Source organism: Corynebacterium hylobatis (assembly GCF_003955685.1).
In the GTDB taxonomy this organism is placed as follows: domain Bacteria; phylum Actinomycetota; class Actinomycetes; order Mycobacteriales; family Mycobacteriaceae; genus Corynebacterium; species Corynebacterium hylobatis.
This window is the reverse complement of record NZ_RXHJ01000026.1, coordinates 1-20,041: the sequence shown is the minus strand read 5'-3', so window position 1 is coordinate 20,041 and position 20,041 is coordinate 1. Positions and strand designations below refer to the sequence as shown.

The 20,041-nt window shown below is 67.2% G+C and carries 26 protein-coding genes; 14 read left to right on the top strand and 12 right to left on the bottom strand.

Annotation, left to right across the window (positions count from 1 at the left end):
- Positions 1–55 precede the first annotated feature (55 nt).
- The 3 genes from EAH68_RS14115 to EAH68_RS14105 form a co-directional block, all read right to left on the bottom strand.
- Complete coding sequence (locus EAH68_RS14115; RefSeq protein ID WP_126121977.1) at positions 56–2,491, bottom strand: FtsX-like permease family protein; 2,436 nt, start codon at positions 2,489–2,491, stop codon at positions 56–58.
- Positions 2,482–3,135: an ABC transporter ATP-binding protein gene (locus EAH68_RS14110; RefSeq protein WP_126121976.1), complete on the bottom strand. Its 654-nt coding sequence runs from the start codon at positions 3,133–3,135 to the stop codon at positions 2,482–2,484. The genes EAH68_RS14115 and EAH68_RS14110 overlap by 10 nt, the downstream gene beginning before the upstream one ends.
- Positions 3,136–3,239: 104 nt before the next feature.
- Positions 3,240–3,986 (bottom strand): M23 family metallopeptidase, encoded by a 747-nt coding sequence (locus EAH68_RS14105; protein WP_126121975.1) that lies wholly within the window; start codon positions 3,984–3,986, stop codon positions 3,240–3,242.
- 216 nt (positions 3,987–4,202) lie between these two features.
- Between EAH68_RS14105 and EAH68_RS14100 the strand changes: the two genes are divergently transcribed.
- The 6 genes from EAH68_RS14100 to EAH68_RS14075 all read left to right on the top strand — a co-directional run bounded on the left by EAH68_RS14100 (position 4,203) and on the right by EAH68_RS14075 (position 10,345).
- Positions 4,203–5,759 (top strand): cell division protein PerM, encoded by a 1,557-nt coding sequence (locus tag EAH68_RS14100; protein WP_126121974.1) that lies wholly within the window; start codon positions 4,203–4,205, stop codon positions 5,757–5,759.
- A gap of 52 nt (positions 5,760–5,811) precedes the next feature.
- The gene (purN, locus tag EAH68_RS14095) at positions 5,812–6,393 is read left to right on the top strand and encodes a phosphoribosylglycinamide formyltransferase (RefSeq protein ID WP_126121986.1); all 582 of its coding nucleotides are present in this window, start codon (positions 5,812–5,814) and stop codon (positions 6,391–6,393) included.
- Positions 6,383–7,951 (top strand): bifunctional phosphoribosylaminoimidazolecarboxamide formyltransferase/IMP cyclohydrolase, encoded by a 1,569-nt coding sequence (purH, locus tag EAH68_RS14090; protein ID WP_126121973.1) that lies wholly within the window; start codon positions 6,383–6,385, stop codon positions 7,949–7,951. Before purN ends, purH begins: the two co-directional genes overlap by 11 nt.
- Positions 7,952–8,115: 164 nt before the next feature.
- Positions 8,116–8,673: a hypothetical protein gene (locus tag EAH68_RS14085; protein WP_126121972.1), complete on the top strand. Its 558-nt coding sequence runs from the start codon at positions 8,116–8,118 to the stop codon at positions 8,671–8,673.
- A complete protein-coding gene (locus EAH68_RS14080; RefSeq protein WP_126121971.1) occupies positions 8,670–9,515 on the top strand; it encodes a hypothetical protein in 846 nt (281 codons plus the stop codon). Before EAH68_RS14085 ends, EAH68_RS14080 begins: the two co-directional genes overlap by 4 nt.
- 8 nt (positions 9,516–9,523) lie before the next feature.
- The gene (locus EAH68_RS14075; RefSeq protein WP_126121970.1) at positions 9,524–10,345 is read left to right on the top strand and encodes an HpcH/HpaI aldolase/citrate lyase family protein; all 822 of its coding nucleotides are present in this window, start codon (positions 9,524–9,526) and stop codon (positions 10,343–10,345) included.
- On the opposite strand, the gene EAH68_RS14070 is transcribed toward EAH68_RS14075, so the two are convergent.
- The 6 genes from EAH68_RS14070 to rpmB all read right to left on the bottom strand — a co-directional run bounded on the left by EAH68_RS14070 (position 10,326) and on the right by rpmB (position 12,952).
- Positions 10,326–10,994, bottom strand: coding sequence for a TetR/AcrR family transcriptional regulator (locus tag EAH68_RS14070; protein WP_126121969.1), 669 nt, complete (start codon positions 10,992–10,994; stop codon positions 10,326–10,328). The two genes, EAH68_RS14075 and EAH68_RS14070, sit on opposite strands and share 20 nt — an antisense overlap.
- 49 nt (positions 10,995–11,043) lie before the next feature.
- Positions 11,044–11,859 carry a putative nucleotidyltransferase substrate binding domain-containing protein gene (locus tag EAH68_RS14065; protein WP_126121968.1) on the bottom strand — a complete coding sequence of 272 codons (816 nt, stop codon included), beginning with the start codon at positions 11,857–11,859 and terminating at the stop codon, positions 11,044–11,046.
- A 118-nt stretch (positions 11,860–11,977) separates the two neighbouring features.
- A complete protein-coding gene (gene rpsR / locus EAH68_RS14060) occupies positions 11,978–12,226 on the bottom strand; it encodes a 30S ribosomal protein S18 (protein ID WP_126121967.1) in 249 nt (82 codons plus the stop codon).
- A gap of 12 nt (positions 12,227–12,238) precedes the next feature.
- A complete protein-coding gene (gene rpsN, locus EAH68_RS14055) occupies positions 12,239–12,544 on the bottom strand; it encodes a 30S ribosomal protein S14 (protein WP_126121966.1) in 306 nt (101 codons plus the stop codon).
- Between the two features lie 3 nt (positions 12,545–12,547).
- Entirely contained in the window at positions 12,548–12,712 is a 165-nt protein-coding gene (rpmG, locus tag EAH68_RS14050; protein WP_123048541.1) for a 50S ribosomal protein L33, read from the bottom strand.
- 3 nt (positions 12,713–12,715) lie between these two features.
- A complete protein-coding gene (rpmB, locus tag EAH68_RS14045; RefSeq protein ID WP_040085299.1) occupies positions 12,716–12,952 on the bottom strand; it encodes a 50S ribosomal protein L28 in 237 nt (78 codons plus the stop codon).
- A gap of 341 nt (positions 12,953–13,293) precedes the next feature.
- On the opposite strand from rpmB, the gene EAH68_RS14040 reads away from it, so the two are divergent.
- The 7 genes from EAH68_RS14040 to EAH68_RS14010 all read left to right on the top strand — a co-directional run bounded on the left by EAH68_RS14040 (position 13,294) and on the right by EAH68_RS14010 (position 18,062).
- The gene (locus EAH68_RS14040) at positions 13,294–13,560 is read left to right on the top strand and encodes a type B 50S ribosomal protein L31 (protein WP_126121965.1); all 267 of its coding nucleotides are present in this window, start codon (positions 13,294–13,296) and stop codon (positions 13,558–13,560) included.
- 15 nt (positions 13,561–13,575) lie between these two features.
- Positions 13,576–13,749 (top strand): 50S ribosomal protein L32, encoded by a 174-nt coding sequence (rpmF, locus tag EAH68_RS14035; protein WP_126121964.1) that lies wholly within the window; start codon positions 13,576–13,578, stop codon positions 13,747–13,749.
- 104 nt (positions 13,750–13,853) lie between these two features.
- Positions 13,854–14,549, top strand: a complete 696-nt coding sequence (locus EAH68_RS14030) for a response regulator transcription factor (protein ID WP_126121963.1) — start codon at positions 13,854–13,856, stop codon at positions 14,547–14,549.
- Complete coding sequence (locus tag EAH68_RS14025; RefSeq protein ID WP_126121962.1) at positions 14,549–15,991, top strand: HAMP domain-containing sensor histidine kinase; 1,443 nt, start codon at positions 14,549–14,551, stop codon at positions 15,989–15,991. The genes EAH68_RS14030 and EAH68_RS14025 overlap by 1 nt, the downstream gene beginning before the upstream one ends.
- An 83-nt stretch (positions 15,992–16,074) precedes the next feature.
- Positions 16,075–17,232, top strand: a complete 1,158-nt coding sequence (locus EAH68_RS14020) for a S1C family serine protease (RefSeq protein WP_241228479.1) — start codon at positions 16,075–16,077, stop codon at positions 17,230–17,232.
- Between the two features lie 40 nt (positions 17,233–17,272).
- Positions 17,273–17,860 (top strand): MogA/MoaB family molybdenum cofactor biosynthesis protein, encoded by a 588-nt coding sequence (locus EAH68_RS14015; protein ID WP_126121985.1) that lies wholly within the window; start codon positions 17,273–17,275, stop codon positions 17,858–17,860.
- Complete coding sequence (locus tag EAH68_RS14010) at positions 17,853–18,062, top strand: hypothetical protein (RefSeq protein ID WP_126121960.1); 210 nt, start codon at positions 17,853–17,855, stop codon at positions 18,060–18,062. The genes EAH68_RS14015 and EAH68_RS14010 overlap by 8 nt, the downstream gene beginning before the upstream one ends.
- Positions 18,063–18,068: 6 nt before the next feature.
- Here EAH68_RS14010 and mscL read toward each other — a convergent pair whose 3' ends face one another.
- The 3 genes from mscL to EAH68_RS13995 are packed head-to-tail and all read right to left on the bottom strand — an operon-like array spanning position 18,069 to position 19,788.
- Entirely contained in the window at positions 18,069–18,482 is a 414-nt protein-coding gene (mscL, locus tag EAH68_RS14005) for a large conductance mechanosensitive channel protein MscL (RefSeq protein WP_126121959.1), read from the bottom strand.
- A gap of 25 nt (positions 18,483–18,507) precedes the next feature.
- Positions 18,508–19,155, bottom strand: coding sequence for an SAF domain-containing protein (locus tag EAH68_RS14000; RefSeq protein WP_126121958.1), 648 nt, complete (start codon positions 19,153–19,155; stop codon positions 18,508–18,510).
- A gap of 39 nt (positions 19,156–19,194) precedes the next feature.
- The gene (locus EAH68_RS13995) at positions 19,195–19,788 is read right to left on the bottom strand and encodes a 5-formyltetrahydrofolate cyclo-ligase (RefSeq protein ID WP_126121957.1); all 594 of its coding nucleotides are present in this window, start codon (positions 19,786–19,788) and stop codon (positions 19,195–19,197) included.
- Positions 19,789–19,825: 37 nt separating this feature from the next.
- Here EAH68_RS13995 and EAH68_RS13990 point away from each other — a divergent pair.
- The coding region (locus EAH68_RS13990; protein WP_277600481.1) for a sugar phosphate nucleotidyltransferase at positions 19,826–20,041 on the top strand (216 nt) is incomplete at its 3' end.

Here is a 20,041-nt window from a genome sequence, read left to right as displayed (position 1 = left end):
GCCTGGTCCCCGCAGGTCACGGGCGTGTTACATATGGTGGGGAAGTGTCAGAATGTTACTTCTGGGGGAGGTGGTTCGGGGGTGGCGGAAAGGCGGAGAACCAACCGATCGCAGCTACCACGGCCGGGGCGAGAACCAGCAGTGCCGGCACCAGCCACCAGTCGACACTGACGTAGCTCAGCGTCTGCCGGGAGATGAGCAACGCCCCGAGGTGCCCCACCAGCAGACCCGGCACCGTGCCCGACAGGGTGAGCAGAGCTCCTGACCAGGCAGCGACGGCCCGGACGGTACGGGGCGGCGCACCGATCACCTCCAGCAGCATGTTGTGTCGGCGGCCCTGCCGCACTGACAGCAGCAGGACCACCCCGACGAGGACGATTACCGCGCCGGTGAGCAGCAGTTTCGGTGTGATGCTCTGCCGGTGGGCAACCCCCGGCACACGGATGCCCGGGTCGATCTCCGCCAGCTCCGCCTGCATGGCAGGAGTGACCGCCTGCCCGGCGGTGAGGAGCACACCGAGGAAGGTCGCCTCCACCCCCAACTGGTCGTAGGCCTCCCACGTGGGCAGCCAGTCCGAGATCCCTTCCGGGAGGATCGGGCTGAGGGTTAGGACGACCGGCTCGCCGACCGGCTCATCGAATTGGTTGTGCAGCCGGAAGGTCGCCTTCTCCCGGTTGATGTAGGTCGGAACGAGCATGGCGGGCCCCACGGGAAAGGGATCCCGGGTGATGAGGGTGTCGAGAAGCTCCGGGGTCGCGATGACGACATTGGCGTCCAGGAGTGCCGCGGGCCCGGGCACCCACGCCACTCTGTCGGGCTGGTCGAGGATCGGCGGTTCGGCGACGAGGAAGGTGTAGCTCGGGCCCAGCCAGTCGGCGCTCAGGCCGTGGACGTCCGTGCGGCTCACCGGCCCGAGAATCTCTGTGGCGGCCGCGAGCGTCTCCTTCAGACGTGGGGAGTCCTGGACGGCGATCACCCCGGGGCGGTAGGCCGCGCGTTCCCATTCGGCGGCGCGGGTGGCGTACGCCCCCGACTGGACGATCATCGTGGTCGCCAGCGTGACCAGGGCGGCCACCGCCGCCACCGCCGAGGCGGAACGGGCCGCCTGCTGCCGCATGTCCCGCGCCGCCAGACGGGCGGTCAGGGGGCGGGGGACCAGACGGACGACCAACCGGACGATGGCGGGCGCGGACAGGATGAGGCCGAGGAAACCGAGGAAACCACCCACCCCGGAGGCGAACGACCCCCAGTTGCGGTCCTCGAAATTCGGTGGCGGCGGGCTCACGAGACCGATGGCCAGGAGGATGGCGGAGGCGGAGAGGAGGACCATTCCGCTCCGCATCCACCGGTGGAGATCCCGGATGCGCGCCGGGGTGTTGATGATGGTTGCCCGGGTGGCCCGGCGCGCTGCGGGCAGCGCCGCACCGGTGGCCACAACCACGGCGAAGAGCCACAGGGCGGGAAGCCACGCCGACCACAGCACGACGGGCCAGTCCGGGTAGCGCCGCGGCCACCAGAGCAGCGCCCAGAGGCCGCCGGCCAGCATGCCGGTGGTGGCACCCACCAGTCCGGCCAGGAGGCCATGGAGAAGTCCCAGCCGCAGGAGCTGGCGAGGACTGGCGCCCTGTGCTGCCAGGAGCGCGAAGGCGCGGGACTGCCGGCCCAGGGTGACCGTGAACACCGGAGAGAGGATGAGCGCTGCCAGCAGCGTGATGGTGAGGGCGAGCACCAGCATCAGCAGCGCCCACACGAGGAAGAAGGGTTCGTGGATCATTCCCATGGGGTGCGGTGCGAAACCCGGCTGAACGGGCGGGGGATCACCGGCGATCTCCTCGGCCTGGATGATGAAGCCTGCCTGATTGAGTCGGGAGACGTCATCCCAGGTCAACACCCCCGGGAGGTGCCACAGTGCCCAGGTGTTGCCCGGGAGGCGGAATTCCGCAGGGTCGGTCACCGTGGGGTGGGAGACCAATGACTCGATGCCGGGGGTGTCCCCGGCGATCCGGAGTTCGAGGGTGCGCCCGTCGACGGTGAGCAGGACCGTGTCACCGACCGCGAGTCCCAGCTGCTCCCGCTGGAAGGTGACCAGGCGGATCATCCCTGGCGGGGGTGCGTGCTCCACGGCGGGGTCCAGCTGGGTCAGGGAAGTGGGGGACGTCGCGGTGGGGGAGTTGAGCCCGGCGGGGCCACTGATCATCAGCCGTGCGGAGGTCTCGCCCCGCAGGGCCTCGGTGAGCAGGGTCTGCTGGGGGAGGTCCGCGGGCTCGCCGGTGCATTCGTGGATGTGACCGTCAGGGGACTGCTGGCACTGCCCGCCGATGTAGCGGGCAGTGGTGGGGGCGAAGGCGAGGGCATGGGCCGTGAAGCGGGAGGTCTCCTGGATGAGGACGGAGCTGAGTAATGCCACCGGTGCCGCGATGAGCAGGACCGCGACGAGCGCGTGCCAGGGGTGGCGGAGGGCGATGCGTATCGACGCCCCCGTCACTCCCATGCCAGTCTCCCGTCGCGCAGACTGACCGTGCGGTCCGCCCAGTCGGCCACGCGTGGTTCGTGGGTGACCAGCAGGCCGGAACCGCCAGCGTCGATGAGCCTGCGCAGGACGCCGAGCACCTGCGCGCCGGCCGTCGTGTCGAGGGCTCCGGTGGGTTCGTCCGCCAGCACCAGGGTGCGGGGGCCGATCAGTGCGCGGGCCAGTGCGGCGCGCTGGGCCTCGGCCTCGGAGACCGCTTCCGGGAGGAGGTCGCCCTTCCCCTCCAGTCCGACGGCGGCCAGCGCCTCCCCGATGCCGGTGACCGGTGCGTTGTCCAGCTCCAGCGGCAGGGCGATGTTCTCGGCGATGGTGAGGCTGGGGAGGAGGTTGTCCTGCTGGAGGACCAGGCCGATCCGTCGGCGGCGCACCTCCGCGGCCTGGGTACGGGTGAGCCGGGAGACATCGATGCCGTCGACGAGCACGGTCCCTGCGGTGGCCTGCAGGAGGAGACCGGCCACGTGGATGAGGGTGGATTTACCTGAACCGGAGGGACCGGTGACGGCGACCAGCTCCCCGGGGTTGACGGTGAGGGAGACATCAGTCAGCACCCGGCAGGACACGTTCTGCAGCGCGAGGGCCGCAGGTGGGGGAGTGCTGACGCTCATGAGCAGGAGATTACCCCTGAGGAACGGCCTCCCAGAAGGGGCCGGGCATAACAAAAAGGACCCGACCTTGAGGGTCGGGTCCTGAACTGAAGGATAGGGTGTGGCTACTGGATGGTGATGCCGCGCTCGGCGAACCAGGGGACCGGGTCCACGGCGCCGTTGCCGTTGGGATGGATCTCGAAGTGGAGGTGGGAGCCGGTGGAGAAACCACGGTTGCCCATGCCGGCGATGTTCTGGCCTGCGGTGACGCGGTCGCCGACGGACACGGCGAGGGTCTCCATGTGACCGTAGACGGAGACGGCGCCGTCGTCATGCTGGACGCGGATCCACTGGCCGTAGCCGGAAGCCGGGCCGGAGTCGATGACGGTGCCGTCCATGACCGCGAGGATCGGGGTGCCGACGGCGTTGGCGATGTCGATACCGGCGTGGAGAGTGCCCCAGCGCGGGCCGAAGCCGGAGGTGAACGCACCCTCGGCCGGCTTGGCTACGGAAGGTGCGCGGAGGGCCTGGTCGATCTCGGTACGGAAGGTGTTGTGCTCGACGGCCTTGGTCAGCTGGTCGGCCAGGTTGGCGACGGGCTTGTACTCGGCGATCGCGAGGATCTGCGGGGCGGCCTCGGAGGAGGCGGCGAACTCGGCGGCATTCGCTGCGAGCTCGATCTCCGGGGTGGCTGCGGTGGTGGACTGCTCCGGGTTCTGCGCCTGGATCTGAGCGGCTGCTGCGCCACCGATACCTGCCGTGGAAACCGCGCCGGTTGCGACGGCGACGAGGGCGATGCGACCCTTGGTCGTCTGCGAGGAGGTGATCTTGCGGTGCCTGCCTCCGGTCGACCGCTGAGTCGTCATTCGCATGAAGCCTTCTTCCGTTCGTTTCCACAGCCGTAGGGTTACGGGATTGTGACCGCTTTGTTATCTACGCTCGGTAACAATAGCGTCTCAATTCCGGTGTGGCAACCGAAGAAGGAAAATCTCACTAGATCGCGGTTGACTCCGAGGATGTTACATACCTGTGTCCCACGGCCCTGTTGCAGGGGTAACGGAAGGTGACCGTGGCAGAGTGTGGGGGTGATGAGCAAGAAGACCAGCCCCCAGTCCAGGCCCGGTCGGCGCCCACGCAGAATGCGCGCCGGCGGCACCACCGCAGGCCGCGCGGCAGCCCCCCGGCCGACACCGGAACAACAGGCACCCACCGGCCTCCGCGGTCGGTTGCGCCGCTACCTCCCCGTGGTCCTCGTACCCAACGGGGTCGTGGTGCTCGTCCTCATCGTGCTCGCCCTCGCCGGCCTCCTGTTCACCGGCACCTCGCTGGCCGCCCTGCCCGCGACAATTGCGCAGCTGTGGCTGATCCTCAACCTCGTCCCGGTCTCCGCCGGCGGCATCGTCCTCGGTGTGCTGCCGCTGCTGCCCGCGATGGGGCTGGTCGCCCTCATCGCCCGGCGAGTGCACGTGGCGGTCCGTGACCGTGTGAGTATGGCGGATCTCCTGGTGCTGGCGCTCAGTGTCGTGGTGGTCCCCCTGGTGCTCACGTTCATCGCCACCGGAATGATGTGGGACGCCGGCCGGGTATTCGACGTGGGCCCACCCCCGGTGGGGCAGGCAGTTGCCCGGACCCTGCTCGTCCATCTCCTGGCGCTGGCCATCGGCATGGGCGGGCGACTGTGGCGTGCCCTGTTGCGCCGCTACAGTGCCCCCGAGTGGCTTGTCGACGCCGCCGCCACCGCCGTCCGCATCCTTCTTCTGCTCTCCGCGGCCGCACTGGTGGTCATGCTCGTCCTCCTTTTCACGGGCTGGTCCAGGCAGGCCGAACTGGCGGCCATCTACGCGGGTGGGCCCGGCATGGTCGGTTCCTCTCTGATCAGCCTGCTCTACCTGCCTAACGCGGTCATCGGCGTAATCACGGTACTGCTGGGCTCGGAATTCCACCTGGGGGCGGCCTCCATCTCCCTCTATGCCATCGATCTGACCGCCCTACCGCCGCTGCCCCTGCTGGCTCTCATCCCCGCCTGGGCGCATCCCTGGTCGATCACCCTGCTGCTGGTCACCTCGATCGCCGTTGCCTACGTCCTGAGCAATGTCCGTTTCAACGTCCGGCAGACCCTGGCGACGAGCGCAGTCACCGCTGTCCTGGTGCTCATCTTCAGCTACCTCACGTGGGGGGAGATCGGCCATCTGGGCACCGGCGGCCCCATGATCTGGCTGACCGCCGGACTGGCCTTGGCCTGGACCGCCGGTATCGGCGTGGCAGCGGCACTTCTCGGCCGTCTGGCTGACCGTCGCGCGGCGAAGCCCGCCAAACCGGCAGTGGCGCCCGAGACCGAACCCGAGACCGACCCCGAGACCGACCCCGAACCCGAGGACACCATCGAGAAGATCGTCGACGGCGAAATCGTCGAGGACGAAGAGGTGGAAGCCGAGGGCGATCTCACCGGGGAAGGGGCCGCTGAAGAAGCTGAAGAAGAGGTCACTGAAGAACTGACAGCGGAACCCAAGGAGGAGGCCGCTGAGGAGGAGACTGCTGAAGAGCTGACGGAAGAACCCGAGGAGGAGACTGCCGACGATCCAGAGGAGGCTGCCGAATCCCAGGAAGACAACGGTAAAGCCGAAGATCCGGAACGTAGGGACTAGGCTGACAGGAGTGACTTCCACCCTCGATCAGAACATCCCGAACGACGGCCCGATGGGGGTCGTCGTACTCGTTTCCGGCAGCGGTACGCTGCTGCAGGCCATCCTGGACAACCAGGGCGACCGCTACCGGGTCTCCCTCGTTATTGCGGACGTTCCCTGCGCGGCTCTGGAGCGTGCGGAAAAGGCGGGCGTCGATACGCGGGTAGTGGAGCTCGGTGATGACCGCGCTGCCTGGAACGTCACGCTGGCCGACACCATCGCGGAGATCGACCCGGACATCATTGTCTCGGCCGGGTTCATGAAGATCCTCGGCGCAGGCGTCCTCGACCGCTTCGACGGACGCATCATCAACACCCACCCGGCGCTGCTGCCGTCGTTCCCGGGCGCACATGCCGTCCGTGACGCACTCGCCCACGGGGTCAAGGTCACCGGCTCCACCGTCCATTTCATCGACGCGGGCGTGGACACAGGCCCCATCATCGCCCAGGCGGCGGTCGGGGTGGAGACCGGCGACACAGAAGATTCCCTCCACGAGCGGATCAAGAAGATCGAACGGCAGCTCATTGTGTCCGTGCTGCGGTCGGCAACCATCGACGAGACCACCAGGAAGGTTGAGTTCATCCATGAGCGATGATCGCAAGGTAATCAAGCGCGCACTGATCAGCGTCTACGACAAGACGGGAATTGAGGAGCTGGCGAAGGCTCTGCACGAGAAGGGCGTGGAGATCGTCTCCACCGGTTCCACCGCATCCCGCATCGCGGACCAGGGCGTCCCGGTCACCCCCGTCGAGGCTCTCACCGGTTTCCCCGAGTGTCTCGAGGGCCGCGTGAAGACCCTCCACCCGAAGGTCCATGCCGGCATCCTCGCCGACACCCGCAAGGATGATCACCTGGCCCAGCTCGGTGAGCTCGGCGTCGAGCCCTTCCAGCTCGTCGTGGTCAACCTGTACCCCTTTACCGAGACCGTCGCCTCCGGTGCCGACTTCGATGACTGCGTCGAGCAGATCGACATCGGCGGCCCCTCCATGGTCCGTGCCGCCGCGAAGAACCACCCGTCGGTGGCCGTGGTCGTCGACCCGGCCCGCTACGGGGACGTCACCGCCGCACTCAAGGACGGTGGTTTCACCCGGGCGCAGCGCACCGCGCTTGCCCTCGATGCCTTCCGCCACACCGCCGCCTATGACGTCGCCGTGGCCACCTGGCTGGGCGAGCAGGCCGACGCCGAGGGCTTCCCGGCCTGGATCGGCTCCTCCCATGAGCTGAGCAACACCCTGCGCTACGGCGAGAACCCGCACCAGGCGGGCGCCCTCTACGCGGACGCCGGTGCCGGCGGACTGGCCAATGCAGAGCAGCTGCACGGCAAGGAGATGAGCTACAACAATTACCAGGATGCCGACGCAGCCTGGCGGGCCGCCTGGGACCACGAGCGTCCCTGCGTGGCAATCATCAAACACGCCAACCCCTGCGGCATCGCGGTCTCCGACACCTCCATCGCCAAGGCCCACCGCAAGGCCCACGCCTGCGACCCGATGTCCGCTTTCGGCGGCGTGATCGCCTCCAACCGTGAGGTCACCGTCGCCATGGCCGAGCAGGTCGCCGAGATCTTCACCGAGGTCATCATCGCACCGTCCTACGCGGACGGCGCCGTGGAGGTCCTCGCCCGGAAGAAGAACATCCGCGTCCTCCAGGCTGAGCCGCTGACCCGTACCGGGCATGAGACGAAGGAGATCTCCGGTGGTCTCCTCGTGCAGGAGCGCGACACTCTCCAGGCCGAGGGCGATCGCGCCGAGAACTGGACGCTGGCCGCCGGTGCGGCCGGCGACGAGCAGATCCTCGCTGACCTCCAGTTCGCCTGGTCCGCGGTGCGTTCCGTCAAATCCAATGCCATCCTGATCGCCACCCGCGGTGCCACCGTGGGTGTGGGCATGGGCCAGGTCAACCGTGTCGACTCCGCCAAGCTGGCCGTCGAGCGTGCGAACACCCTCGCCGGTGACACCAACCGCACCACCGGTGCCGTCGCCGCCTCCGACGCCTTCTTCCCCTTCGCCGACGGCTTCGAGGTCCTCGCCGAGGCCGGCGTGAAGGCAGTCGTCCAGCCGGGTGGTTCCATCCGCGACGAAGAGGTCATCGCCGCTGCCGAGAAGGCAGGCGTGACCATGTACTTCACCGGGGCGCGCCACTTCGCGCACTAGCGCCTGCGTCGTTCTCCCGCCTCACCCCGCGATCCCCTGTGGATCGCGGGGTGAGGTGTCTTCGGGGGCCGGATAACCACACGGTATAGAAAGCATCGCGTTCCGGTTCCCGCCTGAACGGCAGGCTAGACTCAGAGCAGTGGTTATGACCAGAAGGGGTCCCGATGGGCACAGATATGTACCAGGGTGGTTGGCAGCCGGAACCGCCCCCGCGTTCCTCCTCGAACACCTTGGTCTGGGTGCTCGTCGCCCTCCTGGCCGTCTTCCTCACCGCGGCCCTGATCGGGGGAATCTGGTGGTTCACCTCCTCCCGCCCGTCGGTGCAGGGGCAGGGGGTGGCCGTCACGGTCACGGCCACGGCCGAGCCCTCTGCACCACCTCCCTCCCCGGTGACGGTCACTGTTGAGGCACCCGCACCGGATCCCATACCCGCGCCGGCACCGGCACCTGCACCGGCACCTGCACCTGGTGTACCCGGCACGTTGATCAGCGCAGGCGGATACCTGGAGAACGTCTGGGTCGGTTCCTCCAACACCTCGGAGGCCTTCGCGATGAACGTGTGGAACGCCTACCTGGAGAACCGGGCCATTACCGGCCTGCATAATGCCACGGTCTACGCCTGGAGTCCGGTGACCGGACAGAGCTATGCCATGAACTGCCGGGAAACCGGGTTCTACGTGACCTGCACGGGCGGCAATAACGCCGTGGTCCACATCTCGTGAGAAAGCGGCTGATCGCGGGGCTGCTGAGCGCTGCCCTCCTCGCCGGCTGCGGTTCGCCGCCGCAGCCGCCCCCGCCGACCGTGACGGTGTGGGTGACCCCCACCCCGACGCCCGAACCCCCGCCCCCGGAGTCCCCGGAAGAGCAGGGGACAGTGCGGGAGGCGGTGGACCGGGTCATCGACCGGTACGGCGGGGAAGCGGAGGTGGCTTTCTTCGACGGTGAGCAGGCCCGGACAGCGGGGCTGGTCCAGGATGCCCCGGCCTGGTCGACGGTGAAGATCCCCATCGCGGTTGCCGCCCTGCGCCGGGACCCGTCCCTGGTCGGCGCGGTGCAGACGGCGGTCAGGGTCTCGGACAACCAGGCCGCGCAACAGCTCTGGCTTTCCCTGGGCACCCCGGAGGAGGCTGGCCGGGCCACGGAGGCGATCCTCGCCGAGGCCGGGGTTGCCACCGCCGTCCAGGCGGCTGTCACCCGACCGGAGTTCAGCAGTTTCGGCCAGACCCGCTGGACACCGCAGGATCAGGTGGTCTTCGCCGCCCGCCTGCCCTGTCTCGCGGACGCGGAACCTGTGCTGGCGGCGATGGGGCAGATAGCGGCCGGGCAGGACTACGGGCTCGGTATCATCCCCGGGGCCCACTACAAGGGCGGCTGGGGACCGGATCCGGATGGCCGGTACGTGGTCCGGCAGTTCGGTCTGGTGCCCACGGATGGGGGACAGGGGGTGAGCCCGGTGGCGCTTATCGTCCGCCCCGCCTCCGGACAGTACGCGGACGGCCAGGCCATGCTCACTGCATTGGCCCAGCAGCTTCCTGATCTCCCGGCGGTGGACTGCCGGGCATAATGTCAGACATGACATCGCAGCCTGTTGGCCCAGCCCTCCTGTTTACCCCCGCCCACCGACCGGAGTTGCTGGCCAAGGCCTTCGACCGGGCGGACACCGTCATCGTCGACCTGGAGGACGGCGCCGGCACTGGCGACCGGGATGCCATGCACGACAACATCCGCGGTGCGGAGCTCGATCTGGCCCGCACCATCCTACGCACCACCGGTCCGGACATGGAGGGCTTCGACGGTGATGTGTCCCTGGCCCGGGAGCTGGGCATCGGCACGGTGATGGTGCCCAAGGTCCGGGAGCAGCTTCCGGCCGGGTTGGAGGGGCTGCGCGTCATTGCCATGATCGAGACTCCTCAGGCGTTGGTGAACATCCGGGAGATCGTCAACCATGAGGCGGTGACCGGGCTGTTCTGGGGTGCGGAGGATCTGATCACCCTGCTCGGCGGCACCCACTCCCGGCGGCAGGCGGATGAATCCGGGGTGGGCGCCTATCGGGACGTGATCCGTCACGCGCGGGCACAGGTGCTCATCCATGCCGCGGCGGCCGGGAAATTCGCCGTGGATGCGATACACGCTGATTTCCGGGACACGGAAGGCCAGCTCGCCGAGGCGCTCGACGCCGCCCGTTCTGGCTTCCTCGGTACCGCCTGCATCCACCCTGCCCAGGTGACGTCGGTGAGGCAGGCCTTCCGGCCGGAGGCGGGGCAGGTGGAGTGGGCGCAGCAGGTTGTGGCCGGCGCACGCCAGCACTCGGGCGCCTTCCAGGTCGATGGTGTGATGATCGACGCCCCGCTGGTCAGCCAGGCGGAGCGGATCCTCAGCCGTCAGCCGCGTTGATCAGTTCCAGCGTACGTTCGACACGGTCGACGGGATGTTCGGCGTGGAGGACGTCGAGGGCGGCGTCGGCAAGCATGACGGCGATGGCGGGGAGCTCCGTCTGTGACAGCGGTGCGGCGGGAGTGCCGTCGTTGCCGCGCATCTCAATGACCGACAGTGCGATGTGGAAGGGCAGATCCGCGCGGGGGTCATCCGCCCCGACGATCGCCTGCGCCAGGCTGCGGAAGAGGTTCCGCAGCTCCGTGCGTTGGGCGTGGTACTCGGCGAATTCCGCAGAGGAGGCCACCGGCAGCTGGTAGAGTCTGCCCACATTCCACCGGGTGGACAGCAGCAGACGCGCCTCGGCGGCGACGAGTGCCCACAGCCGCAGGGCGGGGGAGACCTCCGAGTCGTGGAGGGCGGTGGCCAGTTCCGTGGACGGTTCGACGGTGGATTTCAGCAGGGTCAGGAAGATCTCGGTCTTTGACGGAAAGTGGTAGTACAGCGAGGCCTGACGGATGCCGACGGCGTCGGCGATCTGGTGGGTAGAGGTCGAGGCGAAGCCCTGAGTGGTGAAGAGCTCGGCGGAGGCGTCGAGGATCTCCTCCCTGGCCGTGGAGCCGCGTCGACGCGGGCTGTGCTTACGCGGACGTCCGACTGCACCTGCCATCGTGGGCCACTCCTTCCTGGTGGTTTCTGTTCGCCTAAAGATACCAGCGTCAGTCGAGGGGGAGGCCGTGGCGTCCGGCCAGGGCGCGCAGCACACCGGCGACCTGACGGGCCGCGGCACCGTAGGCGCTGCGGTGCAGGGCCGGCAGATCACCCAGGGTCGTGGGTCGGGAATCCACCCGGTCCGCCCACCGCCCGAACTGCAGCGCCAGCCCCGTCTCCCAGGCCTGGGAGAGGGCCTCGACCTCCTCGCCGGTGAGCAGCTCCCGGTTGTGGCCGGCGGCGAGCCTGTCCAGCGTGGAGCGCTCCGCCGGGGCCGCCCAGCGGGCCACGTCGGCGATGGGGCGCAGCAGTGCCGCGGTGACATCGACCATGACGCCCGGGTCCGGCAGACCCGCCAGGGCGCGCAGGGCCGGTGGGCGGTGGGAGATCGCCAGCTCCAGCAGTTCTCCGGCGACGATGGCGGGGGTGACCAGCCGGGCGTCGACACGCGCGGCGAGCAGGCCGGCCCCGCCCGTCGGTGGCTCCGCGACGGTGAGTCCCGCGGAGGTGAGCAACCCGAGGAGCTCCGAGGTATCCACCTCCGGTTCCGCGAACCAGACCACTGCTGAGGTGGGCAGGGCGTCGCCACGCGCGAAGGCCCCGGTGGGGGTGACCGGGGCGGAGAGCTTCTCGACGACCGCCGGGCACCCCAGCGTGGCCAGTACCAGGTCTGAGAACCACCGGGCCAGGAGCGTCTCCGGGGTCCGGTGGTCCAGTGCGTTGCGCAGCAGCTGCTGCGCCTCAACGAGTACCCCGCGGGCGGTGGGGGTGGTGGGGGAGAGGGGGGCCTGCTCGGCCAGGTCGCGCAGCGAAGGGTGCAGCATGATCTCGAAGATAACAAAACCCGCCCCCTCCGAAATATCGGAAGGGGCGGGTCGGGGGTACTTTTACCGTGTCACACGGCCAGCGGCAAAAGTGCGCTGTTGCGTCCTGTCAACCGGTTTAGCGGCTGGTGAACGGCAGGAGAGCCATTTCGCGTGCGTTCTTCACTGCGGTGGCGACCTGACGCTGCTGCTGCGGGGTCAGGCCGGTCACGCGGCGGGAACGGATCTTGTGGCGGTCGGAGATGAACAGACGAAGGGTCTTGACGTCCTTGTAGTCCACCTTCTCGATACCCTCAGCCTTGAGGGGGTTCTTCTTCGGGCGGCGGGACTGCTCCATCCGCGCCTTCTTATGGTTGGTGCGCTTCATGTTCGCCACTCCTTACCAGCTGGACTTACGGACGCCCGGCAGCTCACCGCGGTGAGCCATCTCGCGCATACGGACACGGGACAGACCGAACTTGCGGAGGAAGCCGCGGGGGCGACCATCGTGTGCATCGCGGTTACGGACGCGAACCTTGGCGGCGTCGCGCGGCTGACGGTTCAGCTCGAACTGCGCATCCAGACGGTCCTCGTCAGAGGTGTTCGGGTTACGGATGATTGCCTTGAGCTCTGCGCGACGCTCCGCGTAGCGGGCGACGATCTCCTTGCGCTGCTCATTCTTGGCGATCTTAGACTTCTTGGCCATGAATTATCGCTCCTCGCGGAACTCGACGTGCTTGCGGGCAACCGGATCAAACTTCATCAGGGAGATACGGTCGGGGTTGTTGCGCTTGTTCTTACGGGTGACATAGGTGTAACCGGTGCCAGCCGTAGACTTCAGCTTGATGATCGGACGGATGTCATTACGTGCCATGACTTAGATCTTCTCCCCACGTGCACGGATCTTGGCCACGACGGACTCGATGCCGTCGCGGTCGATGACCTTGAGGCCCTTGGTGGAAACATTCAGGGTGATGGTCCGGCCCTCAGAGGGCAGGAAGAACCGACGACGCTGCACGTTGGGGTTCCAACGGCGCGAGTGGCGTCGGTGCGAGTGCGAGACGGTCTTGCCGAACTGCGGCTTACGTCCCGTGACCTGGCAAATAGCCGACATGGGTTTTCTTTCTCCTAGCCGCCCACGTCGGAAAAGCTCATATGACCGCGCCGCACCGATTCATTCCTCGTGCCCTCGTGAATGAGCACAGGTCGGGGCGCAGTCTTCAGCCAGCTGACGGGGCGTAGACGTTTACTTCGACAACAGCAAGGGACTACTCTACAAGCCGGTGGGCGGAATTCCTAATCGCATGATATGCAGGGTGATTTCAGGATTCCGGTCCTCCGGGGCTAAGATTGTCCGAGTTGTCAATCTCCAACCCAACTCAGGCACGATCCGGGCCTTTCTATTTACGCGCCCGGAACCGACCTGATGTTCAATCCTGAGGGAATCGAGACTTAATGAAGAAGGATATCCACCCCGACTACCACCCGGTGGTCTTCCAGGATGCCGGCACCGGCTTCCAGTTCATGACCCGTTCGACCGTCACCAGCGACCGCACCGTCGCCTGGGAGGACGGCAACGAGTACCCGCTGATCGTCGTTGACGTCACCAGCGAGTCCCACCCGTTCTGGACCGGCGCCCAGCGTGTCATGGACACCGCAGGTCGTGTCGAGAAGTTCGAGAAGCGTTTCGGCGGCATGGCCCGCCGCAAGAAAAAGGCCTAAGGAGGGTTATCAACCATGGCAGTTCAGAAGTTCAAGAAGTCCCGCGCGAACACCCGTTCGCGTCGTAGCCAGTGGAAGGCCGACAATGTCGCCCTCCAGGAGGTCAAGGTCGACGGCCAGACCGTCCGCATCCCGCGTCGTCTGGTCAAGGCCGCGCAGCTCGGTCTCGTTGAGGTTGAGCAGTTCTAGTACGTCCCCCGCGGATGTACCTTCACCGGCCGCCCACCACGTTTGTGGTGGGCGGCCGGTGTTTTAGTACCTGTCGGCGTGCATAATCAGGCCATAATGGATATATGAAAATACTCATAGTGGATGACGAGCAGGCGGTCCGCGAATCACTCAGGCGTTCCCTGATCTTCAACGGCTACGACATCGTGCTCGCAGAGGACGGTATGGAGGCGGTTGAGGCGATCAGTCGCACCAGGCCTGACCTCATCATCCTGGACGTTATGATGCCCAAGATGGACGGGCTCGAGGTCTGCCGGACGTTGCGCAGCTCCGGATATGACCGGCCCATCCTCATGTTGACCGCCCGCGACGGGGTCAGTGACCGGGTGGCCGGTCTCGATGCGGGCGCCGACGACTACCTGCCCAAGCCCTTCGCGCTCGAGGAGCTGCTGGCCCGGGTGCGTTCCCTGCTGCGTCGTGCAGCGGTGGACAACCCGGCCTCGCAGGAGGACATGACGGAGCTGATCTTCGAGGATCTCCGGCTCAATCCGGACACCCGTGACGTGTACCGCGGTGAGCGGCCCATCAGCCTGACCCGCACGGAGTTCTCCCTGTTGCAGCTGCTGATGCGCAATCCCCGCCGCGTCCTGTCGCGGGCGACGATCCTGGAGGAGGTCTGGGGTTATGACTTCCCGACCTCCGGCAATGCCCTGGAGGTCTACATCGGCTACCTGCGGCGTAAGACGGAGGCGGATGGTGAGAGCCGTCTGATCCACACCGTCCGCAGCGTCGGTTACGTCCTGCGGGAGACCGCCCCGTGATGTTGCGCCGTCCAGCCACGGGTGGGGACACCTCCTCCCCGTATGTGGCGGTCGGCGCCCACGAATCCTGGTCGGCGCGTACCCCGCTGCCGTGGCGCCTCGCGCTGCTCACCTTCGCCGTGGTCGCCTTCGCCGTTGGCGCGGTCACCTTCCTGGCCTACTGGTCGGTGTCGTTGAGCATCAACGCCCGCGTGGACCGGGAGCTGGACCGTAAGGCCAACGCCGTCCTGGAGAATCTGGTGGATCCCCTCTACCTGATCAATCTCGAGTGGGAGATCCAGCACTTCAAGGAGTACAGTCCCGGGACCCGTCTGGCGGTGTCCCCACCGGGCTGGAGTTTTGTCCGGGGGGATGCGATCCCCCTGGACGGCACCTTCCGGGAGACCGCGGAGGGGGTGTCCACCGTGGTCCACGCCGTGGGCGGGGAGCGCGTCCTGCTCAAATCCGACGGTGTCGGTGGCATGGTCATTCTCGCGCAGGACATGAGTGGCGCGCACGAGCAGATCGCATCGCTGGGTGCGGTGCTGCTCGTCATCGCGCTCCTGGGGATTCTGCTGGCGGTCGCCTCGGGGCTGGTGGTGGCCACTGCCGGCCTCAAACCGCTGCAGCGGCTGCAACGGGCGGTGGACCATATCGCCGACACCGATGAGCTGCGCCCCATCGCCGTCTACGGCAATGACACCCTCGCGCAGCTGACCCGTTCCTTCAACGCGATGCTCGCGACCCTGCAGGAGTCCCGCCGCCGGCAGACGGAGCTGGTGGCGGATGCCGGCCACGAACTCAAGACCCCGCTGACCTCCATGCGCACCAACATTGAGCTGCTCATGATGCTCAACCGTGAGGGTGCCGCCGGGCGGATCACGGAGCAGGACCACCGTGACCTGGAGCGCGACGTGCTTGCCCAGATGACGGAGATGTCCGCGCTGATCGGTGATCTGGTGGAGCTGGCGCGAGAGGACACCCCCGATACCGTGTGGGAATCGGTGGAGCTGGGGGAGGCAATCTGTTCTTCCCTGGAGCGGGTACGCCGACGCCGCTCCGACGTTGATTTCGAGGTCACGCTGCTTCCCTGGGAGCTCAGCGGAGAGCAGTTCGCACTCAACCGGGCGGTGGTCAACCTGCTCGACAACGCCGCCAAGTGGTCCCCACCCGAGGGAGTGGTGCGGGTAGCGATGAGACAGCTTGCCGATGACCGCGTTGAACTCACCGTCGCTGATTCCGGCCCGGGTATCCGCCCGGAGGACCGGGAGCGCGTCTTCGAGCGTTTCTACCGCTCCCCGGAGAACCGTTCCCAGCCGGGTTCAGGACTGGGGCTGGCGATCGTCAAACAGACCCTGGAACGCCACGGCGGGGCCATCCGCGTGAGTGAATCGGATGACGGAGGCACAAGGATGATCGTGGAGCTTCCCGGGCGACGTTCCGCCGGGGATCCGGGGGAGTAGCCTGAAATGGAAGGTCATGGCATCCAGGCAACGCACAGAATTGCGTCAGGCACGGTTCAGAGGGGAAGAGCACAATGGGACCAATGAACGACGACACAACTCCGCAGGCCCCGCAGGGCGGTGGTTATCAGCCGGTGACCTCACCTTATGAGGTACAGGAACCGGAACCGGTGCAGGAGAAACGCCGCGTCGGCCTGGGCACCGCCCTAGCGCTCATGCTCATCGGATCGGTGATCTCCGGGTCCATCGTCGGCATGGTGGTCGCCAACACCGCCGGTGGTTCCGGCGAGATCATCAATTCCCTGCAGCAGCCCAGCGCCCCCGCCCCGGACGCCCCCGACAACGGGGTGGAGCAGGTCGCCGCAGCGGTGCTGCCGACGGTCGTGTCAATCCAGGTGGCCAACCGCGCCGGAGCGGGGGAAGGCTCGGGTTCGATCATCTCCTCCGACGGTTATGTGCTCACCAACCACCATGTCGCTGCAGGGGGAGGCAATGCCTTCATGCAGGTCACTCTCAATGACGGCCGCACGCTACCCGCCGATTACGTGGCCTCCGACGCGGCGACGGACATCGCTGTGGTGAAGATCCGGGACGTCTCCGGTCTTCCCGTCATCAACTTCGGTAACTCCGGCCAGCTGCAGGTAGGTCAGGAGGTCGTGGCCATCGGTTCACCCCTCGGACTGAGCTCCACTGTCACCTACGGCATCGTCTCCGCGCTCAACCGCCCGGTGCGGGCATCCGACGGGGGTGGGGAGTCCTCTCTCATCGACGCCATCCAGACCGACGCGGCCATCAACCCCGGCAACTCGGGCGGTCCGCTGGTGGACATGAACGGCAACCTCGTGGGCATGAACTCGGTCATCGCCTCGATGAGCTCGGGCGGGGAGGCCGGTTCGATCGGCCTGGGCTTCGCCATCCCGTCGAACTTCGCCAAGCGCGTCGCCGACCAGCTCATCGCCACCGGTGAGGCCACCCATCCGATGCTGGGCGTCCAGGTCGCTGCCCGCAGTGACGTCGACGGTGCACTCATCGCCTCCGTCGAGCCGGACAGCCCGGCCGCGCAGGCGGGGCTCAACGCCGGGGACGTGGTCACGCGTGTCGACGACCGCATCATCGACCACTCCGATGCCCTCGTCGCTGCAATCCGTTCCCAGGACTTCGGTCAGACCGTGGCCCTGGAGGTCCGGCAGCAGGATACCGGGCAGAGCCGACAGGTAGAGGTTACATTGACCTCCGAGTAGATTGGCACACAATAAATCCATGAATATCCCGTACAGCAGGATGGAGACCACTGTGAACACCGCCCCTGAGCCGCGTGCAGCCGCGTTGCTGGATACTGTGGAACCCGATGAGGCGTTCCTGATCGCCGCAGAGCAGGAGGAAGTCCCCCAGGCTCGTCGCCGGGCTCTGGTGGTGCTCATCTCTGACCACGCCATCGACGCAGGGGAGGACACTGACCGACTGGTCACCGAACTGCTCATCGAGGCCGGTTTCTCGGTCGATGCCGTCGTGTCCGTGCGTTCAAAGAAGTCGCAGATCCGCCAGGCGATCGAGACAGCTGTTGTCGGGGGCGTGGACCTGGTCCTCACTGTCGGCGGCACCGGCGTCGGCCCGCGGGACCGCACCCCGGAGGCAACCCGGGGCGTGCTGGATCAGCTGGTCCCGGGCATCGCCCAGGCGCTGCGCTCCTCAGGTCAGGCCTGCGGTGCGGTGGATGCCTGCACGTCGCGTGGCATCTCCGGGGTGTCGGGTTCCACCGTGGTGGTCAACCTCGCCCCGTCCCGCACCGCGGTACGTGACGGCATGGCCACGCTCACGCCGCTGGTCCACCACCTGATCGACCAGCTGCAGAAGTACACCGTTGAGTAGCGCGCCACGCCAGTCCCGCCGAAGGGTGGTCCGACCGTCCGACGCCCCGGACATCGACCGGGAGGCGGACCGCGCCGGGGCCGGCTTCTGGAATGCGGGATCGGCCGACGGCGACCGGGAGGTTCTCCTGGACCCGGAGGCTGAGGAGACGGTGCCGCGGGAGGAGTTCCTGCGCCAGGAACGCCCCCCGCACTATTCCTAGACCCGCCTACTTCTCCGGCAGGGCCGAGGACCTGAGCAGGTCGCGGATCTCGGTGAGCAGCTCCACATCGGTCGGTGCCGGCTCCTCCTCGTCCTCCTTGACTCCGAGGCGGGCGGACATCAGTTCATTGAGCTTGTTCATCGGGGTGATGATGACGAAGTAGATCACCGCCGCGATGATCAAGAAGTTGATGGCGGCGGTTATCACGGCACCGAAGTCCAGGAAAGTGGAGTCGTTGCCGGGGATGATGGCGAAGCCGAGGCCGCTGACATCACTGCCGCCGAGGGCGGCGATGAGTGGGTTGATCAGGTGGTCGGAGAAGGCAGTGACGATGGCGGTGAATGCGCCGCCGATGACCACGGCTACGGCCAGGTCCACGACGTTGCCGCGCATGATGAATTCCTTGAATCCCTGCAGCATGGGAGATCCTTTCAGGTCAGTGAAGTTACCCTTCGGATTTTAGGGTGCCGGATTCATTTTCGTGCGTTGTGGGAGTGAGAACTACGGCCAGGGGAGTGGCGAGTGAGGCGGCCGCCACAGCCCGGGCATCCTCCTCGGGAAAACCGATGAGCAGGGTACCGGGTGCCTCTCGGCTGTCGGCGAGCACCACCCGGCCTCCGGTGGCGATGACCTCCGTCCCGGTCCCGTCCCCACCGTGGGTGATGACGCTGACCGTGTCCCCGTGGTGGAGCAGGCCGATGACCTCGGGTTCCGCGGGCCGCACGGGGATGAATGTGCCGATGTCCCCGGGGAAGGCGGCGGCGAGTTCCGGACCGACCAGGCGGCGGGCCGTCACCACCTCCCCCTGCTCCGCGGGGACGGCGAGGACCTGCCCGTCGACCTCAGCAGGGTCGACGAGTGCGGTGGCCGGCAGGAGGTGATCGGGGACGGGGACCGGCGAGACGTTGTCAGGTGAGAGCGTTTCCCCGGCTGCCACCGGGCGAGTGAAGACGAGGGCCCGTTCGTCCGTGGCGCCGGCCTGTCGCAGGGCGAGCAGCAGGGCAGCGAGCAGGAGGAGGAAGGCCAGGCAGCGGCGCAGAAGTACGGTACGGCGCCATCCCGGGGTGGTCAAGGTGTTGCGGAGCTGGTTCATACCTCAATTGGACTGCGCACCGGCCCCGGCGGTTCCCGGTCAGGTGAAGCGGCGGACCCCGGTGGGGGTGATGGCAAGATCAACCGGCATGTCATGCTCCTCGACGGGGATGTCCTCGCGGATCTCCCCGTTGTAGAGGAGGACCGCGGTCAGCGGCGGATTCTCGGCGTCGGCGAACTGCGCGAGCGCACGGTCATAGAAACCACCGCCCTTGCCTATCCGGATGCCCTCCGGGTTGACCCCCAGCGCCGGCACGACGATGAGACGGCAGGAGTGCAGGGCGTCCGGACCCAGGCGCGCACCCGTGGGCTCCGCGATACCCATGACCCCCGGTGTGAGGGCCAGCCGTCCCTCGTAGAGTGCCCAGTCGAGCTGTCCGTCGGGTAGGGAGATCGGCAGGAGGAGGGAGGATGCCTCCCCGTGGAGGGCGTCGAGAAGCAGCTTGCCGCCAGGTTCCCCGGCGAGGGGGGAGTAGGCGGCGACAGAAGTCTCCGAGGGTGCCAGTGAACGCAGTAGCGCGGCCGCATGCGAGATGATCGCGGCATCCTCGCTTCTGATCCTCTCAGGCGACATGTCTGCGCGGGCCTGCATCATCCGGGCCCGCAGTATCGTCTTCCTATCCCGGATGTCCATGCCCTCAGCCTAACCGCGCGGGGTAGGGTATTGCGTTATGAGCTTGTCATCCTCCGCCCATCCGCATGGTGTGAAGACCGTGATTGTGCCTGCCGCCGGAATGGGTACCCGTTTCCTGCCGGCCACCAAGACCGTGCCGAAAGAGCTGCTCCCGGTCGTGGACACCCCCGGTATCGAGTTGATCGCCGAGGAGGCCAACGCCCTGGGCGCCACCCGCCTGGCGGTGATCGTGGCCCCCAATAAGCAGGAGGTC

Coding starts and splice junctions, on each gene's coding strand:
- EAH68_RS14115 (WP_126121977.1), bottom strand. CDS start 2,491: ATGGGAGTGACGGGGGCGTCGATACGCATCGCCCTCCGCCACCCCTGG.
- EAH68_RS14110 (WP_126121976.1), bottom strand. CDS start 3,135: ATGAGCGTCAGCACTCCCCCACCTGCGGCCCTCGCGCTGCAGAACGTG.
- EAH68_RS14105 (WP_126121975.1), bottom strand. CDS start 3,986: ATGCGAATGACGACTCAGCGGTCGACCGGAGGCAGGCACCGCAAGATC.
- EAH68_RS14100 (WP_126121974.1), top strand. CDS start 4,203: ATGAGCAAGAAGACCAGCCCCCAGTCCAGGCCCGGTCGGCGCCCACGC.
- purN (WP_126121986.1), top strand. CDS start 5,812: ATGGGGGTCGTCGTACTCGTTTCCGGCAGCGGTACGCTGCTGCAGGCC.
- purH (WP_126121973.1), top strand. CDS start 6,383: ATGAGCGATGATCGCAAGGTAATCAAGCGCGCACTGATCAGCGTCTAC.
- EAH68_RS14085 (WP_126121972.1), top strand. CDS start 8,116: ATGGGCACAGATATGTACCAGGGTGGTTGGCAGCCGGAACCGCCCCCG.
- EAH68_RS14075 (WP_126121970.1), top strand. CDS start 9,524: ATGACATCGCAGCCTGTTGGCCCAGCCCTCCTGTTTACCCCCGCCCAC.
- EAH68_RS14070 (WP_126121969.1), bottom strand. CDS start 10,994: ATGGCAGGTGCAGTCGGACGTCCGCGTAAGCACAGCCCGCGTCGACGC.
- EAH68_RS14065 (WP_126121968.1), bottom strand. CDS start 11,859: ATGCTGCACCCTTCGCTGCGCGACCTGGCCGAGCAGGCCCCCCTCTCC.
- rpsR (WP_126121967.1), bottom strand. CDS start 12,226: ATGAAGCGCACCAACCATAAGAAGGCGCGGATGGAGCAGTCCCGCCGC.
- rpsN (WP_126121966.1), bottom strand. CDS start 12,544: ATGGCCAAGAAGTCTAAGATCGCCAAGAATGAGCAGCGCAAGGAGATC.
- rpmG (WP_123048541.1), bottom strand. CDS start 12,712: ATGGCACGTAATGACATCCGTCCGATCATCAAGCTGAAGTCTACGGCT.
- rpmB (WP_040085299.1), bottom strand. CDS start 12,952: ATGTCGGCTATTTGCCAGGTCACGGGACGTAAGCCGCAGTTCGGCAAG.
- EAH68_RS14040 (WP_126121965.1), top strand. CDS start 13,294: ATGAAGAAGGATATCCACCCCGACTACCACCCGGTGGTCTTCCAGGAT.
- rpmF (WP_126121964.1), top strand. CDS start 13,576: ATGGCAGTTCAGAAGTTCAAGAAGTCCCGCGCGAACACCCGTTCGCGT.
- EAH68_RS14030 (WP_126121963.1), top strand. CDS start 13,854: ATGAAAATACTCATAGTGGATGACGAGCAGGCGGTCCGCGAATCACTC.
- EAH68_RS14025 (WP_126121962.1), top strand. CDS start 14,549: ATGTTGCGCCGTCCAGCCACGGGTGGGGACACCTCCTCCCCGTATGTG.
- EAH68_RS14020 (WP_241228479.1), top strand. CDS start 16,075: ATGAACGACGACACAACTCCGCAGGCCCCGCAGGGCGGTGGTTATCAG.
- EAH68_RS14015 (WP_126121985.1), top strand. CDS start 17,273: ATGGAGACCACTGTGAACACCGCCCCTGAGCCGCGTGCAGCCGCGTTG.
- mscL (WP_126121959.1), bottom strand. CDS start 18,482: ATGCTGCAGGGATTCAAGGAATTCATCATGCGCGGCAACGTCGTGGAC.
- EAH68_RS14000 (WP_126121958.1), bottom strand. CDS start 19,155: ATGAACCAGCTCCGCAACACCTTGACCACCCCGGGATGGCGCCGTACC.
- EAH68_RS13995 (WP_126121957.1), bottom strand. CDS start 19,788: ATGGACATCCGGGATAGGAAGACGATACTGCGGGCCCGGATGATGCAG.